General features: G+C 67.6%; 15 protein-coding genes and 2 pseudogenes. 8 read left to right on the top strand and 9 right to left on the bottom strand.

Annotation, left to right across the window (positions count from 1 at the left end):
• A pseudogene (locus tag RMO04_RS00210) lies at positions 1-700 on the bottom strand (VWA domain-containing protein); the annotation flags it as partial.
• A 48-nt stretch (positions 701-748) separates the two neighbouring features.
• Here RMO04_RS00210 and RMO04_RS00205 point away from each other — a divergent pair.
• Entirely contained in the window at positions 749-1,543 is a 795-nt protein-coding gene (locus tag RMO04_RS00205) for an HAD family hydrolase (RefSeq protein WP_309642783.1), read from the top strand.
• On the opposite strand, the gene RMO04_RS00200 is transcribed toward RMO04_RS00205, so the two are convergent.
• Positions 1,540-2,034, bottom strand: coding sequence for a recombinase family protein (locus RMO04_RS00200; RefSeq protein ID WP_309642782.1), 495 nt, complete (start codon positions 2,032-2,034; stop codon positions 1,540-1,542). The genes RMO04_RS00205 and RMO04_RS00200 overlap by 4 nt on opposite strands.
• Positions 2,035-2,217: 183 nt before the next feature.
• The gene (locus RMO04_RS00195; RefSeq protein WP_309642781.1) at positions 2,218-2,742 is read right to left on the bottom strand and encodes a GNAT family N-acetyltransferase; all 525 of its coding nucleotides are present in this window, start codon (positions 2,740-2,742) and stop codon (positions 2,218-2,220) included.
• A gap of 36 nt (positions 2,743-2,778) precedes the next feature.
• On the opposite strand from RMO04_RS00195, the gene RMO04_RS00190 reads away from it, so the two are divergent.
• The 5 genes from RMO04_RS00190 to dxs all read left to right on the top strand — a co-directional run bounded on the left by RMO04_RS00190 (position 2,779) and on the right by dxs (position 7,500).
• The gene (locus RMO04_RS00190; RefSeq protein ID WP_309642780.1) at positions 2,779-3,705 is read left to right on the top strand and encodes a histone deacetylase family protein; all 927 of its coding nucleotides are present in this window, start codon (positions 2,779-2,781) and stop codon (positions 3,703-3,705) included.
• A gap of 48 nt (positions 3,706-3,753) precedes the next feature.
• On the top strand, positions 3,754-4,371 hold the full coding sequence (locus tag RMO04_RS00185) for a histidine phosphatase family protein (RefSeq protein ID WP_309642779.1): 618 nt from the start codon (positions 3,754-3,756) through the stop codon (positions 4,369-4,371).
• Positions 4,372-4,435: 64 nt separating this feature from the next.
• A complete protein-coding gene (locus RMO04_RS00180) occupies positions 4,436-4,678 on the top strand; it encodes an exodeoxyribonuclease VII small subunit (RefSeq protein WP_305676560.1) in 243 nt (80 codons plus the stop codon).
• Complete coding sequence (locus RMO04_RS00175) at positions 4,679-5,557, top strand: farnesyl diphosphate synthase (RefSeq protein ID WP_309642778.1); 879 nt, start codon at positions 4,679-4,681, stop codon at positions 5,555-5,557.
• 26 nt (positions 5,558-5,583) lie between these two features.
• The gene (gene dxs / locus RMO04_RS00170; protein ID WP_309642777.1) at positions 5,584-7,500 is read left to right on the top strand and encodes a 1-deoxy-D-xylulose-5-phosphate synthase; all 1,917 of its coding nucleotides are present in this window, start codon (positions 5,584-5,586) and stop codon (positions 7,498-7,500) included.
• 7 nt (positions 7,501-7,507) lie between these two features.
• Here the strand turns inward: dxs and RMO04_RS00165 are convergent, their stop codons facing one another.
• The 6 genes from RMO04_RS00165 to flgF are packed head-to-tail and all read right to left on the bottom strand — an operon-like array spanning position 7,508 to position 11,545.
• Entirely contained in the window at positions 7,508-7,960 is a 453-nt protein-coding gene (locus RMO04_RS00165) for a hypothetical protein (protein ID WP_309642776.1), read from the bottom strand.
• Between the two features lie 33 nt (positions 7,961-7,993).
• Positions 7,994-8,470: a hypothetical protein gene (locus RMO04_RS00160; protein ID WP_309642775.1), complete on the bottom strand. Its 477-nt coding sequence runs from the start codon at positions 8,468-8,470 to the stop codon at positions 7,994-7,996.
• A 57-nt stretch (positions 8,471-8,527) separates the two neighbouring features.
• Positions 8,528-9,259 (bottom strand): flagellar basal body L-ring protein FlgH, encoded by a 732-nt coding sequence (gene flgH / locus RMO04_RS00155; protein ID WP_309642774.1) that lies wholly within the window; start codon positions 9,257-9,259, stop codon positions 8,528-8,530.
• A gap of 14 nt (positions 9,260-9,273) precedes the next feature.
• Positions 9,274-10,005: a flagellar basal body P-ring formation chaperone FlgA gene (gene flgA, locus RMO04_RS00150; RefSeq protein ID WP_309642773.1), complete on the bottom strand. Its 732-nt coding sequence runs from the start codon at positions 10,003-10,005 to the stop codon at positions 9,274-9,276.
• Positions 10,006-10,007: 2 nt separating this feature from the next.
• Positions 10,008-10,796 carry a flagellar basal-body rod protein FlgG gene (gene flgG / locus RMO04_RS00145; protein ID WP_309642772.1) on the bottom strand — a complete coding sequence of 263 codons (789 nt, stop codon included), beginning with the start codon at positions 10,794-10,796 and terminating at the stop codon, positions 10,008-10,010.
• Between the two features lie 14 nt (positions 10,797-10,810).
• Positions 10,811-11,545 carry a flagellar basal-body rod protein FlgF gene (gene flgF / locus RMO04_RS00140; RefSeq protein ID WP_309642771.1) on the bottom strand — a complete coding sequence of 245 codons (735 nt, stop codon included), beginning with the start codon at positions 11,543-11,545 and terminating at the stop codon, positions 10,811-10,813.
• A gap of 220 nt (positions 11,546-11,765) precedes the next feature.
• Between flgF and RMO04_RS00135 the strand changes: the two genes are divergently transcribed.
• Positions 11,766-12,356, top strand: coding sequence for a flagellar basal body-associated FliL family protein (locus tag RMO04_RS00135; protein WP_309642770.1), 591 nt, complete (start codon positions 11,766-11,768; stop codon positions 12,354-12,356).
• 26 nt (positions 12,357-12,382) lie between these two features.
• Positions 12,383-12,636 (top strand): annotated as a pseudogene (locus RMO04_RS00130) (flagellar motor switch protein FliM); the annotation flags it as partial.

Here is a 12,636-nt window from a genome sequence, read left to right as displayed (position 1 = left end):
TGCGGCGCTCCGGACGCAGGTTGATGTCCAGATAGCCCTTCTCCGCCGTGCCCTTGATGGTGGCGTTCATGTCCAGCTCTTCGGCGGCGCCATCGCGGACCCATTTGCGCAGGCGGCGTAGCGCCACCTTGATGTTGCGGGTGCCCAGCTCGACGGAGTCGTCGAGGTTCTTGTACTCGCGCTTGTCCCAGACCTTGACCGCCTTGCCGTGGCGGCCCTTCTCCTGGCCGATGCGCACGCCCTCGGGATGGTAGCCGTTGGCGCCGAATGGCGAGCTGCCGTCGCCCTTCTGGCCGTTCTGCCCCTTGCCTTCGCCGTCCCCGTCGCCCTCTTCGCGCTGCTTTCGCATCTGTTCGGCCAGGGCTTCCATCAGCTTGTCGAAGCCGCCCATGGCCTCGATCTGCGCCTTTTCCTCGTCGGTGAGGAACTGGTCGGACAGGCGCTTCAGCCATTCGGCCGGGATGTCCATGGCCCCGATCCCGTCGACCTTCTCCAGCCCCTTGAACACGTGGCTGAACACCTGGTCGAACTTGTCGAGATTCTTCTCGTCCTTCACCAGGGCCGAGCGCGACAGATAGTAGAACTCGTCGACGTTCCGCCCGATGGCCACCTTATCGAGCGCCTCCATCAGCATGAGGTACTCTTTGAGCGTGACCGGGACCTTGGCCTCGCGAAGCTCGGTGAAGAAACGCATGAACATGGGCAGGCTTCCCAAATAGGGGGACGAACAGTCGTTTGACTTCGGAAGATGGAGGCCCGGGGCGGCGATGTCCAGCACGCCTTGCGCGTGGCGGGGCGGCGCGACAAGCTGGCCGGCGTCATGGCCCAACTCCCCCGCGCGATCCTCTTCGACCTGGACGACACGATCCTGGCCGCGGGCCAGCGGCCACTGGTGCTTCTGCAGGTGGCCGGCGAGTTCGCCGGGGACATGGCGCCGGTTCGGCCCGAGGATCTCGCCGATCGTCTGGAAATCGCCCTCGTGGCGTTCTGGTCCGATCCGGTCCGGCACAAGTCGGCGCGATTCGGCATCACCCAGGCGCGGCGGCAGGTGATCGCCGAGGCTTTCGCCGCCATGGGCGAGGCCAGCCTGACGCCGGACTTGGCCGATCGCTTCGCCGCGCGGTTCACCGCCTGCCGAGATGAGATGACGGACTTCTTCCCTGGCGCCCGCGCGGCGCTGGAGGCCGTGAAGGCGCGCGGCGTGCTGATGGCGCTGGTGACCAACGGCGCGGCCGACACGCAGCGGGCCAAGATCGAGCGCTTCGACCTCGCGGGTCTGTTCGACCACATCCAGATCGAGGGCGAGCATGGCTTTGGAAAGCCCGAGACCCAGGCCTATCTTCACGCCATGAGCGTGCTCGGCGTCCAGGCCCATGAGACCTGGATGATCGGCGACCATCTGGAATGGGAGGTCGCCGCGCCCCAGCGGCTGGGGATCTACGCCGTCTGGCACGACGGGTTCGGCGTGGGACTGCCGGCCGACAGCCCGGTGCGGCCCGACCGGATCATCCGCTCGCTGAGCGAACTGCTACCCGGCGCCTAGGCGGGGATCTCGCGCAGCTTGCGCCAGACGGTCATGCGCGAGACGCCGAGGCGCCGGGCGATCTCCACAGGTCCGACGCCGGCCGCCTGAAGGGCGCGGATGTCGTCGGCCGGCGCGCCGCGGCGGCGCCGATCGATCCACGGTGGTTCGTCGGAGGCCACCGCCTGAAACGCCGCGCTACGCGCCCGACCGCCCTCGCCCTCGGAGGAGATGCTGGACTCCACCACGTATAGCGAGGCCGAACGCGCCTCGAGCCGGCTCAGGACGTCGAGCAAACCCCGGCTTGAAGGGGCCAGATGGCTGAGCCGGGTGACGACCAGTTGGTCGCCCGCGCCAATGAAGTCGAGAATCGACGTCAGCACCGCGGAGTCGTCGGCCATCGGGCCCGCGGGCTCCTCGGCCCGGACCACATGGCATCCCAGATCTTTCAAGACCGCCGTGTCGTCCGACGACCGCGTGTCGCGCAGCCGCACATACCCAATTCTCAACATCCCACCGTCGCCCGTGTCAGCTCTGCGATGCACAATCAGCCTTGCGATGATTGAGCCGGAGCGTCGCAAAACCCGCCCATGGCGTCAAAGACAGCAATGTTAAATCGCAGCAATATTTCTTCGATAATCCGGGTTTGGTGAGAAAATCTGGCAAGTCTGAGGCGTCAAGGCCTCGCGGGAGGGTCAGCCTTGCGCGGGGCGGCGTAGGATGAACTCGCGATCCGTGGTCGAACCGACCTGGAAGCCGTACTCGCCGGCGCGCACGAACCCATGGCGCTCGTATAGCCGCTGGGCGCCGTGGTTCTCCGACCAAACCCCGATCCACAGGTCTCGCGGGCCGTCGCGCAGCAGCCAGTCCATGGTCGCGGCGAACAGCCGACGGCCGACGCCGCCGTTCTGGGCCACTTTCCGCAGGTAGATCCGCTTCAACTCCCCGCAATCCGGCGTTACCTCCGGGTGGGGAAGGCCACAGGGTCCGGCCAGGGCGTAGCCGATCGTGACGCCCTCGGCTTCCACCAACCAGGTCGCCTTGGCCGGATCGGCGAGGTCGGCCTTGGTCCGCTCCAGGCTGTAGGCCTGCGCCAGGAAGGCGGCCAGGTCGTCGGCGGAGTAGAGATGGGCGAAGGTCTCGCGGAAGGTCGTCGCCCCGAGGGTTGCGACAATCTCGGCCTCGTCGGGACGGGCGCGGCGGATTATGGGTTCCTGCATGCTCGCTACGATCCCCCGGGCAAGGATGAGTCGCCAATGACCCTCGGCCTCTACACCCATCTCGACATGCTCGACCACCGTCCGGGCGAGGGCCACTACGAGCGGCCCGAGCGGTTGAGCGCGGTGCTGGGCGCCTTGGACGACGCCTCCGACCTCAAGCTCGACCGCCGTCACGCGCCGCTGGTCGACGCCGCCGACCTCGCCCGGGTTCACCTGCCCGACTATGTGGACGCCATCATCAACTCCGCGCCGACGAGCGGCCGGCTGATGCTGGACGGCGACACCTTCATGTCGCCGGGCAGTCTCGTGGCCGCTCAGCGAGCGGCGGGCGCGGTGGCCAGCGCGGTCCGCGACGTGGCAGCCGGCAGGCTCGATCGCGCCTTCTGCGCCGTGCGACCCCCGGGGCATCATGCCGAGCCCCACATGCCCATGGGGTTCTGCATCTTCTCCAACGTCGCCATCGCCGCGCGCGCGGCCCAGGCCGCTGGGCTCAGGCGTGTGGCGGTGGTGGACTTCGACGTCCACCACGGCAATGGCACTCAGGCCGCGCTCGGCGGGGTGGACGACACATTCTTCGTCTCGGTGCAGCAGTGGCCGATGTGGCCGGGCACCGGCCATCCCTCCGAATCGGTTCCCGGCAACATCCGAAACGCCGTGGTCCCGCCCGGTGCGGCCCGGGAGGCGTGGCGCAAGGAGTTCGAGGCCCTGATGATCCATGTGGACGCTTTCGCGCCCGATCTGATTCTGATCTCGGCCGGCTTCGACGCCCACGCCCGCGACCCGATCGGCGATTCGACCCAGAACCTTGAGGCCGAGGACTTCGATTGGGCCACGCGCGCCATCGTATCGGTGGCCAACGCCCATGCGAAAGGCCGGGTTGTGTCCTCGCTCGAGGGCGGTTACGACCTTGAAGCTCTGGGTCGCTCGGCGCTTGCGCATGTTCGGGCCCTGTCGTTGGGGTGAAGGGCGCCGCCGGTTCGCGCATTGCGCGGGCGCAGGCTTTCAGATGACATGGCCGACGCTTTGACCGCCGACCTGCAGACCACGCCCGCGCGACGCCCCGGCGCCATCACCCTGGCCCGCCATGGGGAGCCCGCCCTGTCGCGGGACGTTAAGCTCACCGCGAAGGGCTATCGCGAGTTCTGGGCCAAGTACGAGGAAATGGGCCTGCTGCCGGGCCAGACGCCGCCAGCGGCCCTGATGAGCGAGATCGCCACCGCCGGCGCGGTGATCTCCTCGGTGCGCATCCGCTCCATCGAAAGCGCCCTCGCCCTCTGCGACGGCCGCGCGTTCGTCCAGGACCCGACGTTCATCGAGGCGCCGCTGCCGCCGCCCAACTGGCCGAGCTTCATCAAGCTCGCGCCGTCGACCTGGGGGTTCATCGCCCGGTTCTGGTGGTGGTTCTTCGACCACCATGCGGGGCAGGAGAGCCGCGGGCAGGCCGAGACCCGCGCGGACGCCGCTACCGATCTGATCGAAGGCCTCGCCGTCGATGGGACCGATGTGGTTGTGGTGGCCCACGGCTTCTTTAACTTCATGATCGGCCGCGCCCTGCGCCGCAGGGGCTGGAAGATGACCGCCAATCAGGGTTGGAAGTACTGGTCGACGAGGCGCTACGAGCGCGTCTGAGATCATCGCCGTTGCGGGGTCTCTCCGCCCTTACTAGGTTGCGGGGCTTTTCAAGGAATCCGGAATGGCCGAAGCCGCCGACATCGATGGTCTGTCGTTCGAACAGGCGCTGGCCGAGTTGGAGCGCATCGTCGGCCAACTGGAATCCGGCCAGGCGCCCCTCGAGGAATCCGTGAAGCTCTATGAGCGAGGCGCGGCCCTGAAGGCCCATTGCGAGAAGCGCCTGGAGGCCGCGCGCCTGCAGGTCGAGAAGATCGTTGTGGGCGCCGGGGGACAGGCGAGCGTCGAACCGGCCGAGTTCAACTAGATGTCCCTTGCCCAACGCGTGGCGGAGGCGGCCGATCTCGTCACCGTGGCGCTAGATGAGCTATTGCCGCGCGCCGAGGGGCCTGAATCGCGGCTCACCGAGGCCATGCGCTACGCCGCACTCGGACCGGGCAAGCGCCTGCGCACCTATTTCGCGATCGAGACCGGCAAGATGTTCGATCTCGACGACCGCCCGGTGCTGCGCGCCGCCTGCGCGCTGGAATGCATCCAGGCCTACAGCCTGATCCACGACGACTTGCCGGCCATGGACGACGATGACATGCGCCGGGGCCGGCCGACGGTCCACAAGGCCTATGACGAGGCCACCGCCATCCTGGCCGGCGACGCCCTGCAGACGATGGCCTTTGAGATCCTGGCCCATCCCGACACTCACAAGGACGGCAATGTCCGCGCCGAGATGGTGCTGAAGCTGGCCCAGGCGGCCGGCGCGCGGGGCATGTGCGGCGGTCAGATGATCGACATGCTGGGGGTCCGTGACGACCTGGGCGCCGTGGCCCGCATGCAGCGGCTGAAGACCGGCGCCCTGATCGCCGTGGCCTTCGAACTGCCGCTGACCGTGGCGCACGCGGGCGAAAGCGAGCGCCATGCCTTGATGGGGTTCGCCCAGGACCTGGGCCTGGCCTACCAGATCGTCGACGATCTGCTGGACGCCGAGGGCGAGAGCGCGACCCTGGGCAAGAAGGCGGGCAAGGACGCCGCCATGGGCAAGGCCAACTACGTCACCCTGCTGGGCGCGGCGGCCGCGCGCGAACGGCTCAGCCTTCTGTCCGAACAGACGAAAGCGCACCTCGACCCCTTCGGCCCCCGGGCGGAATTCCTGCGGGCCAGTGTCGATTTCGTGTTAGAGCGCCGGAACTGATTTCATTGCAGCGTCTCTCTTAAAACATGCCGCCAGTCACGCCTCTGCTCGACAAGGTTTCGTTCCCCAAGGACACCCGAGGGTTCAACGCGGCCGAGCTGCGGCAGCTCGCCGATGAGCTGCGCGCCGAGATGATCGACGCGGTTTCCCAGACCGGCGGCCACTTTGGCGCGGGCCTGGGCGTGGTCGAGCTGACCGTCGCCCTGCACCATGTCTATGAGACGCCCGAAGACATCCTGATCTGGGATGTCGGCCACCAGGCCTATCCGCACAAGATCCTCACGGGCCGTCGCGACCGCATCCGCACCCTGCGCCAGGGTGGCGGGTTGTCGGGCTTCACCCGCCGCAGCGAGAGCGAGTACGACCCGTTCGGCGCGGCGCACGCGGCGACCTCGATCTCCGCGGGCCTGGGCTTCGCCGCCGCCCGCGACGCAGCGGGAAAGTCCAACCGCGTCGTGGCCGTCATCGGCGACGGCTCGATGAGCGCGGGCATGGCCTATGAGGCCATGAACAACGCGGCCGAGACTACCGGCCAGCTCACCGTCATTCTCAACGACAACGACATGTCCATCGCCCCGCCGGTCGGCGGGATGAGCGCCTACCTCGCCCGAGTGGTTTCCGGCGGCGGCTACCAGTCCCTGCGAAATCTCGGCAAATCGGTGGCCAAGGTGTTCCCCAAGCCGCTGCAGGAAGCCGCGCGCAAGGCCGAGGAATACGCCCGCGGCATGGTCACCGGCGGCACCCTGTTCGAGGAACTGGGCTTCTACTATGTCGGCCCCATCGACGGACACGACCTGGACGCCCTGGTGCCTATCCTCAAGAACGTCCGTGAAATCAAGGACAAACCGGTCCTTGTCCACGTGGTGACGCAAAAGGGCAAGGGCTACGCGCCGGCCGAGAGCGCGGCCGACAAGCTGCACGCCGTGGTCAAGTTCGACGTCGTCACCGGCCAGCAGGCCAAGCCGACGCCGGTCGCGCCGCACTATACCAAGGTCTTCGCCCAGGAATTGATCAAGCAGGCCGAACGCGACGACAAGATCGTCGCGATCACCGCGGCCATGGACTCGGGCACGGGCCTCGACCTGTTCGCCAAGCGCTTCCCTGACCGCACCTTCGATGTCGGCATCGCAGAGCAGCATGCGGTGACCTTCGCCGCGGGTCTGGCCGCCGACGGCATGAAGCCGTTCTGCGCCATCTACTCGACCTTCCTGCAGCGCGGCTACGACCAGGTCGTCCACGACGTGGCGATCCAGCGCCTGCCGGTGCGTTTCGCCATGGACCGGGCGGGCCTGGTGGGCGCCGACGGCGCGACCCACGCCGGCTCCTTCGACATCGGCTTCATGGGCGCGCTTCCGGGCATGATCCTGATGGCCGCCGCCGACGAGGTCGAGTTGGCCCGCATGGTCGCCACCGCCGCGGCCATCGACGACCGGCCGAGCGCCTTCCGTTATCCGCGCGGCGAGGGCCTGGGCCTCGCCCTGCCCGAGATCGCCGAGCCGCTGGAGATCGGCAAGGGCCGCATCGTCCGCGAAGGTACGGCCGTCGCCATCATCTCCTTCGGAACTCGCCTGGCCGAGAGCCTCAAGGCCGCAGACCTGCTGGCCGCGCGGGGCCTGTCCGCCACGGTGTGCGACGCCCGGTTCGCCAAACCGCTCGACATCGACCTCATCCTGCGGCTGGCCCGCGAGCACGAGGCGCTGATCACGGTCGAGGAGGGCGCCATGGGCGGCTTCGGCGGCTTCGTGCTGCAGGCCCTGGCCGAGCACGGCGCGCTTGATCGCGGCCTCAAGGTCCGCACCCTGAACTTGCCCGACATCTTCCAGGAACACGACAAGCCTGAAGCCATGTACGCCGAGGCCGGCCTGGACGCCGAGGGCATCGCGCGCGGCGCCATGGCGGCCTTGGGCGTCGACAACGTCTCGGCCGCGGGGCGGCGGGCCTAGCGCCGACCTATTTACAGGCCCCGAAGAACTTGCGGACCGCGCCCTTGGGGGCCGGCGGCAGGGCCAGGGTCTCGCCAAGAGCCGTAACGCCGATCACACCGGTCTTCCTGAACGCAGCCACGACGGGCGCACGGGTGGAGAATTCGGTGGCCGCGATCGCGCCGCCTGCCCCAGGGTTGGGCTCGGCCAGGCCGCGCAAGGTCGCCGAGGCCGGTGCGGAGGCCAGGGTGACGCTCAAGGGGATGCGCGCGGTCAGCGCCTTGTCCAGTTTGATCAGCACCTGCACCTGGCCCGATTTCGGGACGCAGCGGAAGGCGGCCACCTGATCGCTCATCTGCGGCGTGGCGTAGCGCAGCCAGGCGTCGCCGCCCTTGGGCGTTTCGACGGTCCAGACGCGGGTGTCCTGAGCCTGGGCCGCTGTGGCGAGGAGGGTGGCGATAGCGATCGTCGCGAGCTTCATCTCGTGAAGCTAGCACTCGATCCTAGGCGCCATCTAGGCGGCGCGGCAGGTGGCGAGGAAGCTGCGCACAACCTTCCGATCGTCGGCGGTGACCGGCAGTCTTGCGCTTGCGCCATTGCCCCCGACGGAGAGATCGCCGGTCCGGGCGAAGTTCGCCAGGGTCGGGTCGCTGGCTTTGGTCTGAGCCTCGATCAAGGATTCGCCTTCAGCCATGGCCGGCACGACCTGGCCGGGTAGGCGCGTGGAGTTGGAATTGGACTTGAGTTCGATGGCGCGGGCCGGCGCGTTGTCGGGCGCGGCGACGGTGACCATCACCTCGCCCGAGCGGGCCTGGCAGGTCATCATGAGCAGCAGGTTGTCACTCTCCGGCTGTCCGAAGGCCAGCTTGGCGCCCTCGCCCTCGGCGTGGTTCAGCGACCAGGCCATGCCCAGCGCGGCGGGTCCGCCCTGCGGAGCGCAGGCGCCGAGTAGGCAGAAAAGTCCCAGTCCTATGATCGTGTGGCGACGCATGACGACGCTCCCTTTGGAAAGAGAACGCCCCGCGAGGCTGAAACGATCCGGATCGGCCTAGAAGGGGGTGAACCGCTCCACCAGCGACTGGCCGGCCGGCGTCTTCTGGACGCGGCTTATGTCGCCACGGCCGCCGTAGCTGATCCTGGCCTCGGCGATCTGGGTGTGGCGCACGGTGTTGGCCGAGGAGATGTCCTCGGGGCGGACGATCCCAGCCACGGTGAGCTGGCGCAGTTCGGCGTTGGTCCGGACCTCCTGGTTGCCCTGGATCACCATGTTGCCGTTGGGCAGGACATTGGTCACCACCGCGGCGATGGTCAGCGAGATCTTCTCGGAGCGGGTGACCGCCCCCGAGCCCTGGTTGTTGGTCGTGGAGTTGGTGTTGATGGCGTTGGCGGGGTCGAAGCCGCCCGGCAGGAACTTGCCCAGGCTGGTCTCTAGGCCAAAGAAGTTGTCGACGCCGGCGCTGACGCCCGAGGTCCGCGAGCTGTTGCTGGCGTTCGAGGTCTGGGCGGAGTCGTTGATATCGATCTGCACCGTCAGGATGTCGCCCACCCGGTTGGCGCGCTGGTCGATGAAGAAGGCGCGGGCTCCAGTGCGCCACAGGGAATTGGCCGATGCCGCCTGGGGCATGGGTTCGCGGGCCGAGACGAAGGTCGGCTGCTCGCGGGCGACCAGGGACGACGGATAGCCGACCGGGGTGAGATCGGGACCCTTCACGGCTTCCGTCACGGTCGAGCAGGCGGCCAGCGGGGCCAGGGCGAGGACGGCGAGTATGGCGAGGCGCATGGGATGACTTCTCACTAGCGAAGCGCGAACTGGGTGCGGCGGACGGTGCGGAGCTGATCGGCGGCCGGGCCCACGAGCGCCTGGCCGGGACCGCTGGCCACGGCTTGGATCAGCTTTTTGGAGCTGGTGTTCTGGACGCTCAGGGCTTCCCCCTGGCTGGCGGCGGTCATGGCCTTGCCCTGCAGGGCAAGCGAGATGCCGTCGTTTTCGTAGAGCACGGTGATCAGTTCGCCGGCCTTGATCACCTGAGGGGCGGAAACGTCGCGAGCGGAGACCGCCGCCCCGGCCCGCAGCGGGCGTTTGGCGGCCAGGCCAATGATGGTCTCGGCGTCACTGGGGGCATCGGCCGGGGAGGCGGCGGCCTTGCCCCAGACCAGATCCTGCGCCTGGACGATCTCGCCGACCGAGAGGCTGCGGGCGTAGGTCAGCACCTCGACATTGCCGCGCGTGGCGGTGACGCCGGCCGAGCCGCCGCGCACCACGATGCGACGGATGCCTTCGGCGTTCGCCCAGGCCAGGCCATTGCGCCGCGCCAGGCCCTGCACGGCTCCTGCGTCCAGCACGGTGGAGGCGCCGGGCTTGGCTGCGACCTGAACCTTGCCGGCCGCGCCCGCGCCCTCGAACAGGTCGGAGAGGGTCACCATGCCGTCGTCGTCCAGCACCTCGGCGCGCAGGGTGACGCTGGTGGCGGCGAAGGCCGGCGCGGCGATCAGCCAGGCTGCGGCGATGAGCAGGGCGCGGGTCATGATCAGGACCGGATGTTGCTGGCGGTGCGCAGCATTTCGTCGGCCGAGGTGATGACCTTTGAGTTCATCTCATAGGCCCGCTGGGCGACGATCAGGGCGGTGATCTCGGTGACCGCGTCCACGTTGGACGCCTCGGTGTAACCTTGGCTCAGAGTGCCGATGCCGTCATTGCCGGGCGTGCCCGTTGTGGCCGCGCCCGAGGCGGCGGTCTCCAACAGCAGGTTGTCGCCGATGGCGTCCAGGCCGCCCTCGTTGACGAAGGTCGCGAGCTCCAGGTTGCCGATCACCTCGGGGGAGGTCTGGCCGGCGCGGATCGCCTGGACCTGACCGCTCTTGGAGATCGAGATGTCGGTGGCGTCGCTCGGAATGGTGATCGCCGGCTGGATCAGATAGCCGTCCTCGGTGACGAGCTGGCCCTGGTCGTTGGTCGAGAAGTTGCCGGCCCGGGTATAGGCGGTCTCGCCCGCCGGCATCAGCACCTGGAAGTAGCCGCGGCCGGAGATCGCCACGTCCAGCTTGTTGCCGGTGGCGGTCAGGGTGCCCTGCTCGGTGATGCGATAGACGGACCCGGCCTTGACGCCGCCGCCGACCTGGACGCCGGTGGGGACGACATTGCCCTGGTCGGAGGACTGCGCCCCGGCCCGTTCCAGGGTCTGGTAGAGCAGGTCCTGGAACTCCGCGCGCTGCTTCTTGAAGCCCACGGTGTTCATGTTGGCGATGTTGTTCGAGATGACCTCGACGTTCATCTGCTGGGCGGCCATGCCGGTCGCCGCGGTGCGAAGCGCTTGCATCGACTAGACTTTCTTTAGTTCAGCTTGCCCAGCCGCTCGATCGAGCGGCGGGAGAGTTCAGAGGTTCCGTCCATCATCTTGGCCATGGACTCGTAGGCGCGGGTGACTTCGATCATCCGGGTGATCTCGGAGATCGGCTTGACGTTGGAGCCTTCCAGCATGCCCTGGCGGACGCGGGAATCCGGGGCGGCCTGGGGCTGGTCGTTGGAGGCGTTGCGGTAGAGGTTGTCGCCAACCTTCTCCAGCACCGAGAGCTGGTCGAAGCGGACCACGCCCACCTTGCCCACGATCTCTTGGCCCTGGCTGATCGTGCCGTCGGGGGCGATGGTGACCTCGCCCTTCTTGGGGTCGATGACCAGTTCGCCGCCGTCACCCAGCACGGGCAGGCCGTCCTGGGTGACCAGCTTGCCGGCCTCGTCCAGGCGGAAACGGCCGTCGCGTGTGTATTGCTCGCCCTCGCTGGTCGAGACCTTGAAGAACCCATTGCCCTCGACGCCCAGATCGAAGGTCCCGCCGGTCATCCGCAGCGTGCCTTGGCGGAAGTCGCGACCGACGCCGCGGTCCAGCACGAACTTCACCGGGCGCGGGCCCTGGGCGGTTCGCGCCGGGGCCATGGGCTCGGTCTCCACCAGCAGGCTCTCGACCTTGAAGCCGGTGGTGTCGGCGTTGGCGATGTTGTTGGCGACGATGTCCATTTCGCGACGCAGCGTCATCTGCCGCGACAGTCCAACGTAGAGGGCGTTATCCATCGAGAGCGGGCCTTAACCTGCGTCACTTTTTCCGCTCAACCCGATGCAAGCTTCGGGCCAACTGAAAAATCCAGTTATTTCAATAGGAAACTAAGTTAACGCGCGCCGATGGGCGGATTCTGCCGGGCAGGATTCGTGGGCCGTTAACACCGGTTAAAAACCGATCCTTAACCATGGCGGGGCGATGAGACGGGGATAAGATTCTAAGGAGCGCGCGCGCGTGGCCAAGGACAAGGTCAAGGAAGCCCCGAAGGAAGACGAAGCCGTCGAGGGCGAAGAAGGCGAAGGTGCGCCTGCCAAGAAGAAAATCCCGCTCAAGTTCCTGATCATCGGCGGGGTCGCCGCGGTCCTGGTCCTGGGCGGCGGCGGAACCGCCGGCTTCATGCTTCTCAAGCCCAAGCCCGACGAGGCGCACGCAGGCAAGGAGAAGGACAAGAAGAAGGAAAAGAAGGGCGAGAAGAAGGAAGGCGAGAAGCTCGCGGGCGAGGTCCGCGAGGGGCCTGACGGCATCCTGTTCTACACCATGCCCAACGTGGTGGTGAACATGCAGACCGCCGACGGCCGCGCCACCTTCCTGAAGCTCAAGCTGACCCTGGAAGTGCCCGACCAGGAGACGGTCGACCTGCTGGAGCCGAACATGCCCAGGCTCCAGGACATGTTCCAGACCTTCCTGCGTGAGCTGCGCCCCGAGGACCTGCAAGGGTCGCAGGGCTCCTACCAGCTGCGCATGGAGATCCAGCGCCGGGTGAACCTGGTGATCGCGCCGTCGAAGGTGAACGCCGTCCTGATCGAGGAGATGCTGGTCAACTAGGGCTCGCCCTGGTCGCCGCGCAGCGCATGGACGAAGAACCGCAGATCATCGGGGGGATGCAGGGGGCCGTGACGGGGGGGATCAATCCCGACGATCCCTCCACGTGGGAGAATCCCGACGCCCAGGTCGAGGGCCTGATCGGCGCTGAGCGGATCCTGAACCAGGACGAGATCGACAGCCTGTTGGGCTTCGACCTTTCCGACGAGGAAGCCGCGGAGCGCTCGGGCATCCGGGCGATCATCAACTCGGCGCTCGTCTCCTACGAACGCCTGCCGATGCT

This window comes from Phenylobacterium sp. (assembly GCF_031412415.1).
Lineage (GTDB): Bacteria > Pseudomonadota > Alphaproteobacteria > Caulobacterales > Caulobacteraceae > Phenylobacterium.
This window is presented reverse-complemented; position numbering and strand designations above follow the sequence as displayed.